Below are 19,815 nucleotides of genomic sequence, written 5' to 3' on the forward strand. Positions count from 1 at the left end.
CAGCGGGAGGCACCGGAGCCCGGCCGGACGTGGCGGACCCGGGCATATCCAGGGGGTATCCGGGGTTGTCGGAGGTGCCGACCATAATGGAAGGCCTCACCGAATCCACCTGGAGGTAGCGTGGCCGGTTTCCGTTTCCCGAGCTCCGGGCTGCGCGCCCTGCGGCCCGAGGCCTTCGGCGTGGATCCGAGCGGTGAGCGCATGGCGCGTATCCGCAGATCACCCCACTTCAAGGACGGGGTGTTCCAGAACCCGGGCGGCGAGGCGCGGACGAGGCCGTCCGGGTCGATGCTGGAGTTCGGCAAGGTCTTCTTCGACAAGGAGTCCCGGCCCCACCGGACCCCGAAGGGCACCGTGCCGGTGCACCCCACCACTTACGCGGACCTGGCCAAGCCGCCCGCCACGGGGCTGCGCCTTACCTGGATGGGGCACTCCAGCATCCTCGCGGAGATCGACGGTCGCCGGGTCCTCTTCGATCCCGTGTGGGGCGAGCGCTGCTCCCCGTTCCCCTTCGCCGGGCCGAAGCGGCTGCACCCGGTACCGCTGTCGCTCGCCGCGCTCGGCCCGGTCGACGTCGTCGTCATCTCGCACGACCACTACGACCACCTCGACATGCCCACGATCAAGGCACTGGCCGACACCGACACGGTCTTCGCCGTGCCGCTCGGCGTCGGCGGCCACCTCGAACACTGGGGCGTGTCCCCCGACCGGCTGCGCGAGCTGGACTGGCACGAGGCCACCAAGATCGGCGGGCTCACCCTGACCGCCACCCCGGCCCGCCACTTCTGCGGCCGCGGACTGCGCAACACGCAGCACACGCTCTGGGCCTCCTGGAGCGTCGCCTCCGACGAGCACCGGATCTACCACAGCGGGGACACCGGCTACTTCGACGGCTTCAAGGACATCGGCGCCGAGCACGGCCCGTTCGACGCCACGATGATCCAGGTCGGCGCCTACTCGGACTTCTGGCCCGACATCCACATGACGCCGGACGAGGGCGTCCGTGCCCACCTCGACCTTCAGCGCGGCGACCCGAGCGCGGGCGTCATGCTGCCGATCCACTGGGGGACCTTCAACCTGGCGCCGCATCCGTGGGCGGAGCCGGGGGAGTGGATGATGCGGGCCACCCACAAGGCCGGGGCCACGATGGCGGCTCCGCGCTGCGGCGAGCCCTTCGAACCGGCCTCCGTGGCACCCGTGACGCCGTGGTGGCGAGACGTCGCCGAGGCGCCCGCCCAGGGGTGGCCGGCCTGGCCGCCGGTTGCTCCGGCGCCGGACGGCACGGTGCAGTTCTCCTAGCGCGAGCGCCGCAACCACCGTCGAGGGACGACCCATGGGGCGCGGACGGCAACAACTCGCGCCCCTACGCGGCGATTCACGCGGGGCGTGCAGGAGTGCTCCTGAGCGCTCGCGCGGCATCGCGCGCCGCTACTGTCAGTGATGCTCTGGGGGTCGGGGCGTCGGGCGGGTGAGGTGCTGAAACGTCCCCACCGGGACGGTCGGGGGCGAGGAAGCGAGACGTAGTCGAGGGGCGGGGCACGGAAAGTGCCCCGCCCCTCGGCCTTTCCTCGTGACCACTTCTGACCAGGTCCGATCATTCGACTGCCCCTTGTGGGCGAACGGCGTGACGGGTTATCGGTCTGTCGTACGAGGCCTCATACCAGAGCGGGACGCTGCCTGCGGGAGTTTGTCAACTGCCCACCGCACTTGATGCGAAGGCGACTACTGTCAGTGTCCGTCGGGCGACGCGGAGCCGAATTCGTCGGCTCTGTCGACCGACATCGCGATGGCGCACGCCCCGGGCCGCGCAGACCGCGCGCACCCCCAGGCCCCGACCGACGGACCAGTACGAGGACCCCGATGTCTCATCTACGCGCCCCGGCCGCACGCGCAGACCGCCGTGAGGGCGGGCGGCACGGGCGCCCGGCCACCCGCACGGCACCCGCGCTGCCCGAGACCCATATACGGCCCCAACTGCTGCGGCTGGCCGTGCTGCCACCCGTCGCGGTGACCCTCAGCGCCTCGGCGGCCGTGCTGTTCGCGGTGCGCTCCACGGGCGCCCGGCCGAGCCTCACCCTGTGGGCCGTGCTGGCCGGCGCGGTCTCGGTGACCCTCGCCGGCATCCTGATCGCTGCCGTGGCCGCCAACCGCACCGCCAGGTCAGTGAGCGACCGCATCCGTGCACTGCGCCGCAGCAGCGCGCGTGGCGAGGCCGAACTGCGGAACCTGGTCGAGACAATGCGCCGCGGCGAAGCACCGCCGAAGCGCAAGTCCCGCAGCGGTCCGCCCGAGGGCGCCGACGACTTCGAACTGCTCGCCGCCGACCTGGCCCACGCCCACGACGGCGCCGTCACCGCCGTCGTTCAGGCCGCCCAGCTCTCCAGCCAGGCGGGCAGCGAACAGAAACTGGAGGTCTTCGTCAATCTCGCCCGGCGCCTTCAGTCGCTGGTGCACCGGGAGATCTCCATCCTCGACGAGCTCGAGAACGAGATCGAGGACCCCGACCTGCTCAAGGGCCTCTTCCACGTCGACCACCTCGCCACCCGCATCCGCCGCCACGCGGAGAACCTCGCCGTCCTCGGCGGCGCCGTCTCCCGCCGGCAGTGGAGCAACCCGGTCTCGATGACCGAGGTGCTCCGCTCGGCCATCGCCGAGGTCGAGCAGTACTCGCGGGTGAAGCTGGTGCCGCCCATCGACGGCACCCTGCGCGGCCACGCCGTCGCCGATGTCATCCACCTGCTGGCCGAACTGGTCGAGAACGCCACGGTGTTCTCCGCCCCGCACACCCAGGTACTGCTGCGGGCCAACCTCGTGACCTCGGGCCTCGCCGTCGAGGTCGAGGACCGCGGGCTCGGCATGCCCGTGGGCGAGCAGAACCGTATGAACGCCCTGCTCACCGACCCCGACCAGGTCAATGTCGCCAGCCTGCTGGCGGACGGACGCATCGGGCTGTTCGTCGTGTCGCAGCTCGCGAAGCGTCACGGCATCCACGTGCGCCTCCAGACCAACATCTACGGCGGTGTACAGGCCGTACTCGTCGTGCCGCAGGGGCTGTTGGGAAGCGAACCGGGGGCACGGGCGGGTGCGGCGCGAGGGCAGGAGCCGCAGGGCGTTGCCGGTACCGCCATGCCGCCGCAGGCTCCTCCGTCCTCGCCACAGGCACGTCAGCAGCAGGCGCCGGTGCCGCCTCAGCAGCGACGGCACGCCGCGTCGGCCGGGTCGGCGTCAGTGGCCGCCTCGGTCGGAGTGGAGAGCGGAGGGCAGCGGGGTGCGGCCGAGGCGTCGTCCCAGACGCCGTCGGTGTCGCACGACGCCCCCCGTCGGCAGGAACCGTCGGCCGGCGCAAGGGGCGCGACCGGAGGCGCGGCCCCCTCGGCGAACGGCACCGGACCGGCTCCGCTGCCCGTACGCGGCGCCCAGGAGGAACGGGCCAACCCGGCCGAGGCCGTACCCGGCATCAGGCCTGACGAACGCCGACGCGTCGAGGAGAACGCCGGCACGCCGCCGACCCCGCGTGTCAGCACCGTCCGCGGCACCATGGGCAAGCCCCAACTTCCGCGCCGCCGCGCCCAGGAGCACATCGCACCCCAACTCCGTGGTGGTCCCGCACCACGACAGGAGTCCGACCATCTCGCCGGGCACGACCCGGGGCTGATGGCCGCCTTCCAACGGGGAATCGGACTGGCCGAGACGCAGCAACACATGGAGTCGGCGCGGGCGGACGCCGAGCATGTGGATGCGGGGTATCTGGACGCCGACCACATGGACGCCGACCACGTGGGCACCGACTACATGGGTGGCGGCCACGTGGGCGCCGACCACATGGGTGGTGACCACTTGGGCACGGGCACGGGCACGGGGCACGCGGCTACAGGTCAAACGAGCTCGGGCCACACCGGCACAGGCCACACGTCCACGGGTCAGACGAGCACGGGGCACATGGGGACGGGCCACATGGGCGCAGGCCACATCGACTCGGCGCACACGTCCACCACTCACGGGATCACCCCCGCCTACACCCCTTCACCCCACACGACATCCGAGACCACGTCACCCGCCCCGGAGCCGACCCACCCGGATCCCCTGGTCTCCCAGCCCACTCGCCTGGAGTCAGTACGCCCGGCGCCCAGCCGTCTGGAGCCGACGAGCGTCGACACGGCTCGCGCGCAGCCCACACGTCTGCGTCCGACGTCCCTGGATGCACTCCACATGGACGTGACGTCCATGACCACCCGGGCCTCCATGGACGTATCGCCCATGGACCCGCCCCACATGACCGAGCCGCACCCCGGGCCCGCGCCCGGTACCGACCACACCACCTGGCCTGACGGGAGCGCACCAGCCGGATGACCACGACCGTGACCAGCTCGAAGTCCGCCTGGGAGACCACCCCCAACCCCGGCGCTCCCGCAGACCTTCGTACCTCAAGGAGTCGATCCACCATGGCGAGCGAAGCGCCGACCGCCCATGTCTCCGACCTCGACTGGCTGATGAGCGGCCTCGTCCAGCGCGTACCGCACACGACCAGCGCGGTCCTCCTCTCCTGCGACGGTCTCGTGAAGTCGGTTCACGGCCTCGACCCGGACAGCGCCGACCACATGGCGGCCCTGGCCTCCGGCCTGTACTCCCTCGGCCGCAGCGCCGGAGTCCGTTTCGGCGAGGGGGGAGAGGTGCGTCAGGTCGTCGTGGAGCTCGACTCGACCCTGCTCTTCGTGACCACGGCCGGATCCGGCACCTGTCTCGCCGTGCTGGCGGGCCGCGAGGCCGACGCGGCGGTGCTGGGCTACGAGATGGCGATGCTGGTCAAGAGCGTCCGCCCCTACCTGGTCACCGCACCCCGGCAGCACTCCGTCGAACCCTCGGCGCTGAGGCCTTGAACATGACGGCGGCCGGCGACGGGCCCTGGCTCGACGACGCGGCCGGACGGCTGGTGCGTCCTTTCACGGTCAGCAACGGCCGTACCAGGCCCACCGTCGCGCTCGACCTCATGTCACAGGTGATGGCCACCGGGGCGACCCCCCTTGGCTACCTCGGCCCCGAGCACGAGCTGGCGCTCGACCTGTGCCGCGCTCCCGTCTCGGTCGCCGAGGTGGCCGCCCACCTGAAGCTGCCGGCGGCGGTCACCAAGGTGCTGCTGTCGGACCTCGTCGACTGCGGGGCGCTCACCACCAAGCCCCCCGAGTTCCACCACAACCCGACAGACCGGGCCCTTCTGGAGGCAGTGCTCGATGGACTACGACGACAGCTCTGACCCCTTCCCCACCGCACTGAAGATCTTGGTGGCGGGAGGGTTCGGGGTAGGCAAGACGACCTTCGTGGGCGCGGTCAGCGAGATCGCGCCGCTCAGCACGGAGGAACTGCTCACCACGGTCAGCGCAGCGACCGACAGCCTCGAAGGGGTCGAGAACAAGGTCGAGACGACGGTGGCCATGGACTTCGGCCGCATCACGCTCGATCCGGAACACGTCCTGTATCTGTTCGGCACACCGGGACAGGAACGGTTCTGGTTCATGTGGGACGAACTCTCGGAGGGCGCGCTCGGCGCGGTGATCCTCGCCGACACCCGGCGCCTGGAGGACTGCTTCGCCGCCGTCGACTTCTTCGAGCAGCGCGGCCTCGGCTTCATCGTCGCGATCAACGAGTTCGACGGCGGGTACCGGTACGACCCGGAAGAGGTCCGAGCCGCCATCGACCTCGACCCGGAGATCCCCATCGTCCGCTGCGACGCCCGGATCTCCAGCTCCGGCGTGCAGACCCTGCTGACCCTGGTACGGCACCTCATCGCCCACACACCGGCACCTGCGCCAAGCCATGGCGCCCACATGTGACAGCCGCACACACCCGCACGGAGCCGCATATGACGTACGCCCACAGGGACGGAATCCGCCCATGAGCTACGGCCCACCCCACCCGGTCGCCCGACTGCTGCTGACCCCCGAGGACAAGGAGGCACCCGCCCGCGCCCAGCGGCTGTTCCGGCTGGGGCTGGGGGACCATGCCGACCCGGCACTCGACGTCTTCGCGGACCATCTCGCCGAGCTCACCGGGGCGCCGTACGCCATGGTCAACTTCATCGACGAGAACCGGCAGTTCTTCGCGGGGCTCCACGCACGGCACCGGGTCACCCTCACACGGGCCGATGATGCCAAGAAGGAGCTGGGGCGCCATATGGAGCGGGACCATGGGTTCTGCCCCCATGTGGTCGTGCGACGCAAGGCACTGGTCCTGGAGGACGTCTGCGACTATCCACGGTTCGCCGGCAATCCGATCGTCGACGAGTTCGGCATCCGCTCCTACATGGGCGCCCCGCTCATCGACAGCACGGGGATGGCGCTCGGCACCGTGTGTGTCGCGGACGTGGAGCCGCGGCCGTGGGGGAGGGCGGGCCTGGACACCATCAAGGCGTCGGCGGTGGACCTGATGACCCGGCTGCAACGACGGGAGGCGGACGGGCTCCCGCTGCTCTGACGGCGGCATCGGCGGCAACGGCAGCGCCGGTGCTGGCGGTACAGGGCAGATGTGGTGCGGCCATGACTTCTAGCCGACCGGTCTAGTACTCCGTACACTTGCCCTGTGGGACGCACCAGTGATGCCAAACAGAAGATCCTCGGTGCCGCGCGCTCGCTGATCGAGGGGCGTGGCTACTCGGCGCTGGGTGTGGCCGAGATCTGCAAGGCGGCCGGAGTGCCGAAGGGCAGCTTCTACTACTTCTTCGAGTCCAAGGAGTCCCTCGCGCTCGCGGTCGTCGACGAGCACTGGGCGGTGCAGCGGAGCGACTGGGCGCGTGTCCTGGACGGTGACGGGGAACCGTTGCAGCGGCTTCGGCGGCTGTTCGAGGAGACCCAGGCGGGCCAGCGCGCCGTCCAAGAGGGCTGCGGGACCGTGTCGGGGTGCCTGTTCGGGAACCTCACGCTGGAGTTGAGCAACCAGACGGAGGCGGTGCGCACACGACTTCAGGAGATCTTCGACGCGCAGGCCGACATGGTCGAGACGGTCGTCAAGGAGGCCCGGGAGCGCGGCGACGTCACTGTGACGGACACGCGCGAGGCGGCGCGGGCCGTGGTGGCCCAACTGGAGGGCCAGGTGATGTTCGCGAAGCTCTACAACAGCACGGAACGCCTGGCCCCCTTGTGGGACAACTGCCGGGCGCTGCTGGGCGCCCGCTGAGCGTCGGTCTCTGATCGGCCACTCAGTAGCCGCGCCACACATTGTCGAACGCGGCGTCCTCGATCGCCCGCCGCTGCCGTACGGCCTCCAGTTCCATGACTGCGTCGCCGAGCGCGGCCAGCACGGTCGTGACCGTCTCGTCGGTGAGTTTCTCGGCGTCGTCGTCCGTCTCGTCGCGGATTCCGGCTGCGGTGGCCAGGGCGGCCAGGACCGGCTCGCCCGAGGTCAAGCGCTCCTCGGCCTGGCGCCGGGCCGCCGAGTCGACCGGCACTCTCGGCGCGGCACGCAGCGAGAACCGGGGGCCCCGTGCCCGGGCCGTGAGCCCCACGCGCTCCAGATCGTCGACGTAGGCCGCGGACAGGCCCCGGCCCCGGCGCCACAGCCAGTCCTCGACCGACTCGTACGGTTGCTGCCGTACGAGTGCCGAGGCGGCCTCGTCCAGCAGGCGGTCGCCCGTGGGCGCCTGGGCGCTGGGCGTGATGAGGTCGCCGTCCAGGACGAGGGCCTGTGCGTCGAGGAGGTCGAACACCTCCGCGGCGGCGAGCGCGAGCGACAGATCGCCTTGTTCCACTGTGTGGTCCGACGCCATGTCCAGGGTGACGATCGCGAGATCCCGTGCGGTGTTCATGAGCGGCTCCTGGTCAGTCGGCCGAGTGCGGGACGCGAGCAAAGAGGCCGTCCACGGCGGTCCGGACGTCCTACGCCGATTCTCGCTGTCATTCAGGCCCTGTGTGTCGTACTACCACCATGTGGTGCGGGACCCCGATTCTCAGCCCGGCGGTGGTTGCGGCAGCCATGAGGACCACGAGGGCGGCCGGAAGCAGGGCCGGACGATAGCCGCGTGCAGCAGCGGGGCGAGGGGCGGCTACCGGGAGCCGTCGACCCGGGCCGGGTCGTTGGGGTGGGGTTCCAGCGGGGTGACGGTCAGGTTCATCCATGGGCGCAACGGCAGTGTGCCGAGGACCTTGTCGTGGAGTTCCTCCTCGTCGGCGGCCCGCCACACACCGATGCTGCGCAGCTCGCCGACGGGGCGCCACAGGCGGGCGAGGTTCCCGGTGGCGGCCAGTTCGAAGGCGCGGACCGCCTCGGCGGCGCGCCGGCGGTCGACCTCCTCGGGATCGGTGCCCTCGGGGACGGTGGTGGTGATCTCGACCAGGAACTCGCGCATCGCCGCTCTCCTTCGGGACGGGCCACGGCGTGGTGGTGGCGGCTGAACTGCTCCCATCGTGGGCCCGTCACCTGCGTGGATGCCACGATCGGCTTTCTCGCTTCTGATAGGCGCAGCCTCCCAGCGCGCGTAGCATGACCGCCGTGGAGCTGCGTCAGTTGCGGTACTTCGTCGCCGTCGCCGAGGAACTGAACTTCGGCCGGGCCGCCGAGCGGTTGCTCATCGCGGGGCCCTCGCTCTCCCAGCAGATCAAGGCGCTCGAACGGGACCTGGGTGTGCGGCTGTTCGACCGCGACCGCCGCTCGGTCTCCCTCACCCCGGCCGGCGCCGCGCTGCTCCCGCACACCCGGGCCCTGCTGGAACGGGCCGAGGACCTGAAAGCTTGGGCCGGCCGGCTGGCGGGCTCGGAGTCCGTGCGGCTGGGGTACGTCAACTGGCTCCCCGCGGACCTGACTTCGCGTACCGCCTCGGTGGCCCGGGTACACGTCGACGCATGGGTGGCGCCCTCCCACACCCAGGCCGCCCGGGTCGCCGACGGCAGCCTGGACCTCGCCGTGTGCTGGGTGCGCACCGAGGATCTGAAGCGGCTCGGACTGCGGGCCCGGTTGATCGGCGCCGACCGGCTCTATGCCGTGGCCAAGGGCACGGACACCGGCGATGTGGCGGCCCGGGACACCGATGTGCTGATCGACGACGACGTCACCTCCTGGGCGTCCTGGAACGCGTACGCCGAAGAGCTGACCCGGGACGCCGGGTCCCGGGCCGTGCGCATCTCCGACGGGGCCATCACCGGGCCCGCCTTCTTCGACCACGTCCGCCGCTGCACACGGCCCGTCATCAACTCGCCCAAGGGGCAGACGGCTGCCCTGCCGCCCGACCTGGTCCGCCGGGAGGTCGTCGGACCGCAGGTGTGGTGGACCTGGTCCCTGGTATGGCGTGAGAGCGAGCTGCGCGCCGGCGTCCTGGGCGTCGTGGACGTGCTGTGCGACGGCGTCGGCGATCTCGGCATCCACACCCCGGACTCCTGGCTGCCGTCGGGCGACCCGCACGCACTCCGCCCCTGACCTGTGCTGGGAGTCTGTGCCTTCCACGCGGGAGGAAACGGGTCCCGCGTGAACCCCTTCTGACCTTTGACGTTGCCGCGTGCCCGGCCTACGTTCCGAATAGTCGACCGGTCGGCTAGTAACCGGTCATCAGCTTCGGAGAAGGTCATCATGAGCACTCAGCAGCAGAAGGTCGCGATCGTCACCGGTGCCTCGCAGGGCATGGGCGCCGCGCTCGTCGAGGGGTACCGCAAGCTCGGATACGCCGTCGTCGCCACCTCGCGCACCATCGCCCCGGTCGACGACGCCGACGTCCTGACCGTGCAGGGCGACATCGCCGATCCCGCCACCGCCGAGCGCGTGGTCGCCGCGGCCGTCGAGCGGTTCGGCCGGATCGACACCGTGGTCAACAACGCGGGCATCTTCGTCGCCAAGCCGTTCACCGAGTACACGGCCGAGGACTACGCCGCCGTGACGGGGATCAACCTGGCCGGCGTCTTCCACCTCACCCAGCAGGCCGTGCCGCACCTGCTCGCCCAGGGCGGCGGGCACATAGTGGCCATCACCACCAGTCTGGTCGACAACGCGGACGCCAAGGTGCCGTCCGTCCTCGCCTCGTTGACCAAGGGCGGTGTGCAGGCCGCCACCAAGTCGCTCGCGATCGAGTACGCGACGCGTGGCATCCGCGTCAACGCCGTGTCGCCCGGCACCATCAAGACACCCATGCACCCGGAGGAGACCCACGATTTCCTCGCCGCCCTGCATCCGGTCGGGCGGATGGGCGAGGTCTCCGACATCGTCGACGCCGTGCTCTACCTGGAGACGGCCCCGTTCGTCACCGGAGAGATCCTGCACGTCGACGGCGGCATGAGCGCCGGACACTGACATCCCGTCAGGACAAGGATCAAGGAATCCCCCCAGGGAACGACCAAGGAAAGAGCCAAGGAGCGGACATGACCACCACGAAGGACGCGAAGGCGATCCTGAGCGGCGTCCTCGACCGATGGAAGGACGCTGTCGACGGGCACCGACCCGAGAGCGTCGCCTCCCTCTTCACCGAGGACGCCGTCTTCCAGGGGCTGCACCCCTACAGTGTCGGCCGGGCAGGTGTGGCCGAGTACTACGCCTCGCAGCCGCTCGGTCTGCGGGCCGAGTACAGCATCCTCGAGACCAGGCAGCCGGCCGACGGCCTCGTCGTCGGCTACCTGGACGTCCGGTTCTCGTTCACGGACCGGCCCGTCCTCGACGTCAAGCTCGCGGTTCTCGTGACCCGCGTCGGCGACGACTGGTACATCAGCCACTACCAGGTCTCCCGCCTCGACCAGACGGCGTGAAGGAAAGCTGTGGCGCCGCTTAAGAAATCCTCGATGGACCGGGGCGCCGCCGTACGGCAGATTGCTACGCGATTCCACCCCCCTCCCCGGCCGCGGGCTGCCTCGGTATGCCCGCGGCCGGGACTCGAGCACAGGAGCCGTAGCGTGAAGGCGCTGGTCAAGGAGAAGGCGGAGCCCGGGCTGTGGCTCGCGGACGTTCCGGAACCGGCCGTCGGACCCGGCGACGTACTGATCAAGGTGCTGCGCACCGGCATCTGCGGCACCGATCTGCACATCCGGTCCTGGGACGGCTGGGCGCAGCAGGCGATCCGCACCCCGCTCGTGCTCGGGCACGAGTTCGTCGGCGAGGTCGTCGAGACCGGCCGGGACGTCGCCGACATCAAGCCGGGTGACCGGGTCAGCGGCGAGGGCCACCTGGTCTGCGGCAAGTGCCGTAACTGTCTGGCCGGCCGCCGCCACCTGTGCCGTGCCACGGTCGGCCTCGGCGTCGGACGGGACGGCGCCTTCGCCGAGTACGTCGCCCTGCCCGCCGCCAATGTGTGGGTGCACCGGGTGCCCGTGGACCTCGACGTGGCCGCGATCTTCGACCCGTTCGGCAACGCCGTGCACACCGCGCTGTCGTTCCCGCTGGTCGGCGAGGACGTCCTGATCACCGGCGCCGGCCCGATCGGCCTCATGGCGGCGGCCGTGGCCCGGCACGCGGGTGCGCGCCACGTCATGATCACCGACGTGAGCGAGGAGCGGCTGGAGCTGGCCCGCAAGGTCGGCGTGAGCCTCGCCCTGAACGTCGCCGAGGCGAGCATCGCCGACGGGCAGCGCACCCTCGGTCTGCGCGAGGGCTTCGACATCGGCCTGGAGATGTCCGGCCGCCCCGAGGCCATGCGCGACATGATCGCCAACATGACGCACGGCGGCCGTATCGCCATGCTGGGCCTGCCCGCCCAGGAGTTCCCGGTCGACTGGGCCCGGATCGTCACCTCGATGATCACCATCAAGGGCATCTACGGCCGTGAGATGTTCGAGACCTGGTACGCGATGTCCGTGCTGCTGGAAGGCGGCCTCGACCTCGCGCCCGTCATCACCGGCCGGTACGGCTACCGCGACTTCGAGGCGGCGTTCGCCGACGCGGCGAGCGGCCGCGGCGGCAAGGTCATCCTCGACTGGACCGCGTAACTCCCCTTCGGCGACGGCATTTTAGGAGCCTCCCTCATGTTCGACTCCGTGCGCGACGACCTGCGCGCCACCCTCGACGAGATCCGCGCCGCCGGCCTGCACAAGCCCGAGCGCGTCATCGACACCCCGCAGTCCGCGACCGTCAACGTCAGCGCGGGCGGCCGCCCCGGCGAGGTCCTCAACTTCTGCGCCAACAACTACCTCGGCCTCGCCGACCACCCCGAGGTGATCGCCGCCGCCCACGAGGCCCTTGACCGCTGGGGCTACGGCATGGCGTCGGTGCGCTTCATCTGCGGCACGCAGGAGGTGCACAAGGAACTGGAGGGCAGGCTCTCGGCGTTCCTCGGCCAGGAGGACACGATCCTGTACTCCTCCTGCTTCGACGCCAACGGCGGTGTCTTCGAGACCCTGCTCGGCCCGGAGGACGCGGTGATCTCCGACGCCCTCAACCACGCGTCGATCATCGACGGCATCCGGCTGTCCAAGGCGCGCCGCTTCCGTTACGCCAACCGCGATCTGGCCGACCTGGAAGCCCAGTTGAAGGAGGCCCAGTCGGCGCGCCGCCGGCTGATCGTCACCGACGGCGTCTTCTCCATGGACGGCTTCGTCGCCCCGCTGCGCGAGATCTGCGACCTCGCCGACCGCTACGACGCGATGGTCATGGTCGACGACTCGCACGCCGTCGGCTTCGTCGGCCCCGGCGGCCGCGGCACGCCCGAGCTGCACGGCGTCATGGACCGCGTCGACATCATCACCGGCACCCTCGGCAAGGCGCTCGGCGGCGCGTCCGGCGGCTACGTCGCCGCGCGTGCCGAGATCGTCGCCCTGCTGCGCCAGCGCTCCCGGCCGTACCTGTTCTCCAACACCCTGGCCCCGGTGATCGCGGCGGCCTCCCTCAAGGTCCTCGACCTGCTGGAGTCCGCGGACGACCTGCGCGTCCGGCTCACCGAGAACACGGCGCTCTTCCGGCGCCGGATGACGGAGGAGGGCTTCGAGATCCTCCCCGGCGACCACGCCATCGCGCCCGTGATGATCGGCGACGCGTCCAAGGCCGGACAACTGGCGGAGCTGCTCCTTGAGCGCGGTGTGTACGTGATCGGCTTCTCGTACCCCGTCGTACCCCAGGGCCAGGCCCGCATCCGGGTGCAGCTCTCCGCCGCGCACTCGACGGACGACGTCAATCGCGCCGTGGACGCCTTCGTCTCGGCCCGGGCCGAACTGGAAGGCTGACGTCCGGCCCACGCCGGACCTTGCGATAATCGATCTCATGATCGAAGCGCGGCGGCTCCACATCCTCCGTGCGGTGGCCGACCACCGCACCGTGACGGCGGCTGCCGCCGCGCTGTATCTCACCCCCTCCGCGGTCTCCCAGCAGCTCGCGGCACTGGAGCAGGAGACCGGCCACCGCCTGGTGGAGCGCGGCGCCAAGGGTGTACGGCTGACCCCGGCCGGCGAGATCCTGCTCAGCCACACCAACGCCGTGCTCGCCCAGCTCGAGCGGGCCGAGGCCGAGCTAGCGGCGTACAGCTCGGGCGCGGCCGGCACGGTCACGGTCGCCTCCTTCGCGACCGGCATCGCCCTGGTCGTCGCGCCCGCGGTGGCTCGCCTCGCCGACACGTCCCCCGGCATCCGCATCCGTGTCCAGGACGCCGAGGGGGACGCCAGCCTGCCGATGGTGCTGGACCGGCAGGTCGACATCGCGGTGGCCGTCGAGTACCGCGGGGCGCCGCCCGCCGACGACCCGCGCCTGGCGCACGTACCGCTGTACGCCGAGCCCTTCGACGCGGTCGTCCCGGTCAGGCACCGGCTGGCCGACGCGGCCGAGGTCCCGCTCGCCGAGCTGGCGAAGGACACCTGGATCGGCCCCTACCCCGGCAACCCCTGCCATGACGTGGTCGTCCTGGCCTGCGAGAACGCCGGCTTCCAGCCTCGCCTCGAACACTCCTCGGACGACTTCCGCGCCGTCGTCGCCCTCGCCTCGGCAGACGCCGGAGTCGCGCTCGTCCCGCGCTCCGCGCTGCGCGGCATGGACCTCGCCGGGGTGGTCGTACGGCCCGTGGACGGGGTGGCGCCCACGCGCCGGGTCTTCGCGGCCGTGCGGCGAGGGGCCGAGGAGCATCCCCTGATCCGGCCGGTGCTGGAGGCGCTCGACGAGGCGGCCGGGGAGTGAGTCTCCCGTAACGTCGTCGTCCCATATCTGGGATACCGTCCCGAATATGAAACAGACGGCGGGCGGCGACGAAGCCCCGGACACGGCCGAGACCCAACCCGGCACCGACCCCGACAGCCATCTCGACACCCGTCTCGGCTCCCGCCTGGCCGAGCTGCGGGCCGAACATGGCTGGTCCCTCGGGGAGTTGGCGGAACGCAGCGGCATCAGCCGCTCGACCCTCTCCCGCGCCGAGCGGGCGGAGATCAGCCCCACCGCCTCACAGCTCAACCGCCTCTGCAACGTCTACGGCCGCACGATGTCCCAACTGCTCAGCGAGGTCGAGTCCGAGCCGGCGCTGCTGGTTCGGGCGGCCGAGCAGCCGGTGTGGGAGGACCCTTCCGCCGGATTCGTACGGCGTTCCGTATCGCCCCCGCATGCGGGACTGCGCGCCGAACTCGTCGAGGGACGTCTCACGGCGGGCGCCGACATCGCCTACGACCGGCCGCCGGTGCCGGGGCTGGAACAGCACATCTGGGTACTGGAAGGGGCGCTCGACGTCACGGTCCAGGAGGTCGAACAACGTCTCGGCGCCGGGGACTGCCTGCGGATGCGGGTGTGGGGGCCGACGCGGTTCCGGTGCGCGGGGCCCAGGCCGGTGCGGTATGTGCTGGCGGTGGTGCTGCCGTGATCGTCGTGACTCGACTGGACGAGGCTCAACTCCTGGACCGGATCGGTGACTTGGCCGCCCTCCTGGTGGACACGGTGGACGACGGCGCTTCCGTCGGCTTCCTCGGACCCCTCGACCGTACGGCGGCCCGTGCCTGGTGGACGGAGCGCGCGGGCGCCGTCGGCGACGGGCGGCTGGCGGTGTGGGTGGCGTGCCGGGACGGGCGGACCGTCGGCACGGTCAGCCTGGCGTTCGCCGACAAGCCCAACAGCCGCCACCGCGCCGAGCTCGTCAAGCTGATGGTGCACCGGGACGCTCGGGGGCAGGGCCTCGGCCGCAGACTCCTGAGGACCGCTGAGGTGGCGGCGACCGACGCCGGCGTCACCCTCCTCCACCTGGACACCGAGACCGAAAGCCCGGCCGAGCGCCTCTACGACTCGGCCGGCTGGACCCGGGCCGGGGTGATCCCGGACTACGCGGCGAGCCCGGCGGGAGTGCTGCGGCCCACCACGATCTACTTCAAATACGTGTGACCGGACCGGTCTGTCTCGAGTAGGTGTGACGGGTCCGCTCTGTCTCGAGTAGGTGTGACCGGTCCGCTCTGTTTCGAGGCGACCGATGGGCCCCCTGATTGTCAGTGCCGCGTGGAAAACTCCCCGTCATTGATCGGTGAAGAGGCCGAACAGGCAGTACACCAAGGGGGATTACCTGCCATGGGCGTAAGCATCTCGTTCATCAGCGCGACGACGGAGGAGCTGGACAGGGCGGAGAAGGATCCGGACTGGGCGGATCAGTACGTGTCCGACCTGTACGGCGTCGACTATCCGCTGCCGGACCGGCCCGACGCCGGCCCCGACAAGGCGTTCGGCGGCCTTCAGTTCCTGTTCGACGAGGCCGAGGTGTCGCTCGAGTTCGTGATGGACGGATTCCAGATACTGGACGGCGGCACCCTGTTCGGGTGGACCGCCGAGCAGGTCGACGGCGTGGCACGGGAGTTGCGGGCGACCCCGTGGGAGCGGTTGGCGGCGTACTACGACCCTGAGCGCATGGCGAAGGAGGACGTGTACCCCAACATGTGGACCTTCGACCCCGATGGTCAGTTGGACTGGCTGGAGGCCGCCTACGAGGAACTCGTCGCGTTCTTCTCGGCGGCGGCCGAGCGAGGCTACGGGGCGTTCATGAACTTCAGCTTCTAGGGGCCGGCCGTGGGTGAGGGGCTCCGAACTGCGCCCCCGAGAACGGACGGACCGACCGACCGACCCCCTCTCACCAGGTGAATGTCAGTGGTGGGCGCTACCGTGCCTGTCATGCCGGATGCCGAAGACGTACGCCGTATCGCCCTCTCTCTGCCGGACACGACGGAGAAGATCGCCTGGAGCATGCCCACGTTCCGGGTAGCGGGCAAGATGTTCGCCACGCTGCCCGAGGACGAGACCTCCATCGCGGTGCGGTGCCCCAAGGAGGAGCGCGACGAACTCGTCATGGCAGAGCCCGGGAAGTTCTGGATCGCCGACCACGAGGCACAGTTCGCGTGGGTACGGGCCAGGCTGGCGGCGCTTGAGGACGAGGGCGAACTGCGCGACATCCTCGCCGACTCCTGGCGCCAGGCCGCTCCGACCCGCCTGCTGGACGCCTATCCGGAGCTGGGGCTGGCGACGGGGGACTGAAACGCGCGGGCGTTGTCAGTGCACCCTGTCATGATCCGAGGGCAGGAGTGGGAGCCGGGGCGGAGGGGGCATCGGCCACCACGGGGGTTTGTGTGACGCGGGCACGGGCGCCGGCGCGGGGCGCGGGCGGCGGTTCGGCCGGATAGGGACATGAGGGGGATCAGGGGGATGAAGACGGGCAAGGAGGCCGGAGCGCGGCTGGCGCGGCCGGTGTGGTCACGGGACTTCGCCCTGTTCTTCGTCGCTCGTGCCGTCGCTCAGCTCGGGGACACCATGTTGCCCGTGGCCCTCGCTGCCGGTCTCCTCCAGCACGGGTACGGCGCCGGCGCGGTCGGTCTCGCCCTGGCCTCGACGTCCGCCGCCTTCGCCGGGCTCATCGTGTTCGGCGGGGTCATCGCCGACCGCTTCAGCACCCGCCGGCTGATGATCGGTGCCGACCTGGTCCGTCTGTGCACCCAGTCCCTGGCCGCCGCGCTCTTCTTCTGCGGGCATGTCGTCCTGTGGCAGATCTGCGTGATCGGTTTCGTCAACGGGGTCGCGGGCGCCGTGTTCCAGCCCGGCGTCGCCGGCACGGTCCGCCGGCTCTCCACCGACGTCCAGGGCGCGAACGGCACCATGCGGATCGCCGAGGCCGTCGCCCAGCTCGCCGGACCGGCGTTCGCGGGCGTGCTCGTCGGCTTCGCGTCACCCGGCGGCGTGTTCACCGCCCACGCGACCACGTACGCCGTCAGCGCCCTGTGCCTCCTCCTGCTGCGCCTGCCCGCGCAGACCCGCTCGCCGGGCGACGCCCGGGCCGATCGAGGAACCCGCGCCTTCGCCGCCGATCTGGTGGAGGGCTGGCGGGAGTTCAGAGCCCGTACCTGGCTCTGGGGCGTCATAGCCGTCTGGTGCGTCTACATGATCACCGTGTGGGGCCCGACCGTCCCGCTCGTGGCGACAGAGGTGGTCCAGCAGCACGGCGCGCGCTCCTACGGCCTGATCAACTCCGCCCTCGGCGCGGGCACCGTCGCCGGCGGCCTGCTCGCCCTGCGGCTGCGTCCACGCCGAATGCTCCGCGCCGGCGCGATCGGTCTCTTCGCCTTCGCCGGCTTCCCGGTTACCGTCGGCGCCGGTCTCGGCGTACCCGCCATGGCCGCGGGGGCGGCGGTCGCGGGGGCGGGCATGGCCTTCTGGAGCGTGATGTGGGCGACCAGCGTCCAGACACAGGTGCCGGGCGATGTCCTCAACCGCATCCACGCGTACGACGTCGCGGGTTCCCTGGCGATGATGCCGGTCGGCCAGGCCATCGCCGGCCCGGCCGCCGCGACCCTCGGCGCCGGTCATGTGCTCCTGGTCGCAGGCGGGATGAGCCTCGTCGTCGCGGGCGCGCTGCTCTCGGTGCGGTCGATCCGGGGCCTGGTCCGGGCGGACGCCCCGACGGCGGCGCGGTCGGCGCCGGTGACGGCGGACGAACGCGTGCGGCCCGAGCCGCGCTGAAGCGGACGGGTGCGCATAAACGGGTGCGCGACCACCGACCCGAGTGCGGTATTGTTTCCCTGCACGTTCAGCCGGGGGAAACCCCAGGTCAGACGGGCACCGGGACGTGGCGCAGCTTGGTAGCGCACTTGACTGGGGGTCAAGGGGTCGCAGGTTCAAATCCTGTCGTCCCGACTTGTGAAGTCGCAGGTCGGAGGTCATTTCCAGTTGATCGGAAGTGGCCTCTTCGTCGTTCTTGGGGACCTGATGGGGACCGAGCGTCATGAGGCGGTTGTGTAACGCACCTTGACTCGGTCAAGGTGCGTTTCCGGGGCGATCGTCGAACGCTCTGACCTGTGTGGACGTTTCCCTTGATGCCGCGTCCGGCCGACAGCGCACGGCCGCGCACAACTGGCGCTCCGATCGGGTTCGGCGGACTCTTCCATGTCGAACAGATCGCGCACCCTGCCGTAGAGCAGTGGAAGTGGCCGAAGTTGATCGTCCCCCTTCCGTGTCCGCAGATTCGCAGAGTCGATCCCGCTGGTGGGCCGGACTGGGTAATTAGATGTGATATGTGCTTGATCTTGCTTTATGTTCTCTTTAGTGTCGCCGGGAGGGAAACGCTGCGAGGTCCGAGTCCCGTGCCACCGTCCGGAAGCGAGGTGTGGAGCGCGTGCACGCGAGGTACGGCTGCCGGCCCGTTTCGGGTGAGAAGGGACGCCTCAGAGGGGCGCGATGGCTGCGGACGTTCGCCGTACTGCCGTTGCTGGCGTCGGTGCTCGCCGCTTGCGGCAGTGATGAGGGCTCCGGTAGGCCCACCCTCAACTGGTACAACTTCCCCGACGACTCCGGTGCGCTCCAGAAGGCGGCGGACCGGTGCAGCCAGGCGTCGGGCGGCCGCTACAGGATCAGCTACAACAAGCTCCCGCGTGCCGCGGACGGCCAGCGCCAGCAACTTGTCCGCAGACTCGCCGCCGAGGACGACTCGCTCGACATCCTGGGCCTCGACGTCACCTGGGCGGCGGAGTTCGCCGAGGCGCGCTGGATCCGGGAATGGACGGGGACGGCAAGGCGGCAGGCCGTAGAGGGCACCCTGCGCGTACCGCTGCAGACCTCGACCTGGAAGGGCAAGCTGTACGCCGTCCCGTACAACACCAACACCCAGCTCCTGTGGTATCGCAAGGACCTGGTGCCCACCCCACCCAGGACCTGGGCCGAGATGCTCGACATGGCCGGCGCCCTCGCCCGGCAGGGCAAACCGCACTTCGTGGAGATCCAGGGCGCCCAGTACGAGGGCCTGACCGTCTGGTTCAACACGCTGATCAACAGTGCGGGCGGCTCCATCCTCAACGCGAGCGCGACCGAGCCCTCGCTCGGTCCTCCTGCCGTGCGGGCCGCCGGGATCATGCGTGATCTGGCGAACTCCCCGGCCGCGGACCCTTCCCTGCCCAACCAGATGGAGGACCAGAACCGCCTCGCCATGGAGTCGGGGACGGCGGCGTTCGAGCTCAACTACCCGTTCGTCTATCCCTCGATGAAGGCGAACAACCCCGCACTGTTCAAGAACTTCCGCTGGGCGCCGTACCCCCGGGTCGACCCGAACCGCCCGGCACGACCCACCATCGGCGGCATCGACCTTGCGGTGAGCGCCTATTCGCGCCACCCCGACCTGGCCTTCGAGGCGGCGCTGTGCCTGCGCAACCGGGAGAACCAGCTCACCGCCGCGCTCGAGGGTGGTCTGCCGCCCACCCTGCGCGCCCTGTACGACGAGCCCGCGTTCATGAAGGAGTACCCCTTCTCCAAGGACGTGCTGGCCGCCCTGGAGTTGGCGAGCGTGCGCCCGATCACTCCGGTCTACCAGAACGTGTCGATCGCGGTCTCCCACACGCTGTCTCCGCCGTCCGGAATCCAACCGGTGAGCTCCGTCAACACCATCGGAGAGCAGATCGACGATGCCCTGCGATCCGAGGGTGTGATCCCGTGAACCAC

At 70.5% G+C, this 19,815-nt stretch carries 21 protein-coding genes and 1 tRNA gene; 20 read left to right on the forward strand and 2 right to left on the reverse strand.

What is annotated here, in order from left to right:
- Positions 1-120 precede the first annotated feature (120 nt).
- The 7 genes from ACZ69Q_RS04995 to ACZ69Q_RS05025 all read left to right on the forward strand — a co-directional run bounded on the left by ACZ69Q_RS04995 (position 121) and on the right by ACZ69Q_RS05025 (position 7,167).
- A complete protein-coding gene (locus ACZ69Q_RS04995) occupies positions 121-1,299 on the forward strand; it encodes an MBL fold metallo-hydrolase (protein ID WP_471036464.1) in 1,179 nt (392 codons plus the stop codon).
- 561 nt (positions 1,300-1,860) lie between these two features.
- The gene (locus ACZ69Q_RS05000; protein WP_471036465.1) at positions 1,861-4,350 is read left to right on the forward strand and encodes a sensor histidine kinase; all 2,490 of its coding nucleotides are present in this window, start codon (positions 1,861-1,863) and stop codon (positions 4,348-4,350) included.
- A 92-nt stretch (positions 4,351-4,442) separates the two neighbouring features.
- Positions 4,443-4,877, forward strand: coding sequence for a roadblock/LC7 domain-containing protein (locus ACZ69Q_RS05005; protein WP_030956513.1), 435 nt, complete (start codon positions 4,443-4,445; stop codon positions 4,875-4,877).
- Positions 4,878-4,879: 2 nt separating this feature from the next.
- Positions 4,880-5,251: a DUF742 domain-containing protein gene (locus ACZ69Q_RS05010; RefSeq protein WP_194049910.1), complete on the forward strand. Its 372-nt coding sequence runs from the start codon at positions 4,880-4,882 to the stop codon at positions 5,249-5,251.
- Entirely contained in the window at positions 5,229-5,828 is a 600-nt protein-coding gene (locus ACZ69Q_RS05015) for a GTP-binding protein (protein WP_030956515.1), read from the forward strand. Before ACZ69Q_RS05010 ends, ACZ69Q_RS05015 begins: the two co-directional genes overlap by 23 nt.
- Positions 5,829-5,889: 61 nt before the next feature.
- A complete protein-coding gene (locus tag ACZ69Q_RS05020; protein WP_471036471.1) occupies positions 5,890-6,468 on the forward strand; it encodes a GAF domain-containing protein in 579 nt (192 codons plus the stop codon).
- Between the two features lie 105 nt (positions 6,469-6,573).
- Positions 6,574-7,167, forward strand: a complete 594-nt coding sequence (locus ACZ69Q_RS05025) for a TetR/AcrR family transcriptional regulator (RefSeq protein WP_471036473.1) — start codon at positions 6,574-6,576, stop codon at positions 7,165-7,167.
- A 22-nt stretch (positions 7,168-7,189) separates the two neighbouring features.
- On the opposite strand, the gene ACZ69Q_RS05030 is transcribed toward ACZ69Q_RS05025, so the two are convergent.
- Positions 7,190-7,795: a GOLPH3/VPS74 family protein gene (locus ACZ69Q_RS05030; RefSeq protein ID WP_471036474.1), complete on the reverse strand. Its 606-nt coding sequence runs from the start codon at positions 7,793-7,795 to the stop codon at positions 7,190-7,192.
- Positions 7,796-8,032: 237 nt separating this feature from the next.
- Complete coding sequence (locus ACZ69Q_RS05035) at positions 8,033-8,335, reverse strand: muconolactone Delta-isomerase family protein (RefSeq protein ID WP_471036476.1); 303 nt, start codon at positions 8,333-8,335, stop codon at positions 8,033-8,035.
- A gap of 134 nt (positions 8,336-8,469) precedes the next feature.
- On the opposite strand from ACZ69Q_RS05035, the gene ACZ69Q_RS05040 reads away from it, so the two are divergent.
- The 13 genes from ACZ69Q_RS05040 to ACZ69Q_RS05100 all read left to right on the forward strand — a co-directional run bounded on the left by ACZ69Q_RS05040 (position 8,470) and on the right by ACZ69Q_RS05100 (position 19,810).
- The gene (locus ACZ69Q_RS05040) at positions 8,470-9,399 is read left to right on the forward strand and encodes a LysR family transcriptional regulator (protein WP_471036478.1); all 930 of its coding nucleotides are present in this window, start codon (positions 8,470-8,472) and stop codon (positions 9,397-9,399) included.
- Positions 9,400-9,549: 150 nt separating this feature from the next.
- A complete protein-coding gene (locus ACZ69Q_RS05045) occupies positions 9,550-10,263 on the forward strand; it encodes an SDR family NAD(P)-dependent oxidoreductase (RefSeq protein WP_471036481.1) in 714 nt (237 codons plus the stop codon).
- A 68-nt stretch (positions 10,264-10,331) separates the two neighbouring features.
- Complete coding sequence (locus ACZ69Q_RS05050; RefSeq protein WP_471036484.1) at positions 10,332-10,712, forward strand: YybH family protein; 381 nt, start codon at positions 10,332-10,334, stop codon at positions 10,710-10,712.
- Positions 10,713-10,856: 144 nt separating this feature from the next.
- On the forward strand, positions 10,857-11,885 hold the full coding sequence (tdh, locus tag ACZ69Q_RS05055) for an L-threonine 3-dehydrogenase (RefSeq protein WP_030950389.1): 1,029 nt from the start codon (positions 10,857-10,859) through the stop codon (positions 11,883-11,885).
- A 36-nt stretch (positions 11,886-11,921) separates the two neighbouring features.
- Positions 11,922-13,115 (forward strand): glycine C-acetyltransferase, encoded by a 1,194-nt coding sequence (locus ACZ69Q_RS05060; protein WP_471036491.1) that lies wholly within the window; start codon positions 11,922-11,924, stop codon positions 13,113-13,115.
- 37 nt (positions 13,116-13,152) lie between these two features.
- Positions 13,153-14,055, forward strand: a complete 903-nt coding sequence (locus tag ACZ69Q_RS05065) for a LysR family transcriptional regulator (RefSeq protein WP_471036495.1) — start codon at positions 13,153-13,155, stop codon at positions 14,053-14,055.
- Positions 14,056-14,101: 46 nt separating this feature from the next.
- Positions 14,102-14,725, forward strand: a complete 624-nt coding sequence (locus tag ACZ69Q_RS05070) for a helix-turn-helix domain-containing protein (RefSeq protein ID WP_471036499.1) — start codon at positions 14,102-14,104, stop codon at positions 14,723-14,725.
- Positions 14,725-15,237, forward strand: coding sequence for a GNAT family N-acetyltransferase (locus ACZ69Q_RS05075; RefSeq protein WP_471040079.1), 513 nt, complete (start codon positions 14,725-14,727; stop codon positions 15,235-15,237). Before ACZ69Q_RS05070 ends, ACZ69Q_RS05075 begins: the two co-directional genes overlap by 1 nt.
- A gap of 180 nt (positions 15,238-15,417) precedes the next feature.
- Positions 15,418-15,900, forward strand: coding sequence for a YfbM family protein (locus ACZ69Q_RS05080; RefSeq protein ID WP_471036502.1), 483 nt, complete (start codon positions 15,418-15,420; stop codon positions 15,898-15,900).
- A 111-nt stretch (positions 15,901-16,011) separates the two neighbouring features.
- Positions 16,012-16,371 (forward strand): MmcQ/YjbR family DNA-binding protein, encoded by a 360-nt coding sequence (locus ACZ69Q_RS05085; RefSeq protein WP_471036506.1) that lies wholly within the window; start codon positions 16,012-16,014, stop codon positions 16,369-16,371.
- Positions 16,372-16,539: 168 nt separating this feature from the next.
- Entirely contained in the window at positions 16,540-17,847 is a 1,308-nt protein-coding gene (locus ACZ69Q_RS05090; protein ID WP_471036509.1) for an MFS transporter, read from the forward strand.
- A gap of 100 nt (positions 17,848-17,947) precedes the next feature.
- Positions 17,948-18,021, forward strand: a tRNA-Pro gene (locus ACZ69Q_RS05095).
- Between the two features lie 478 nt (positions 18,022-18,499).
- Positions 18,500-19,810: an ABC transporter substrate-binding protein gene (locus ACZ69Q_RS05100; RefSeq protein ID WP_471036511.1), complete on the forward strand. Its 1,311-nt coding sequence runs from the start codon at positions 18,500-18,502 to the stop codon at positions 19,808-19,810.
- Positions 19,811-19,815 lie beyond the last annotated feature (5 nt).

The organism is Streptomyces sp. NPDC036764, assembly GCF_055609385.1.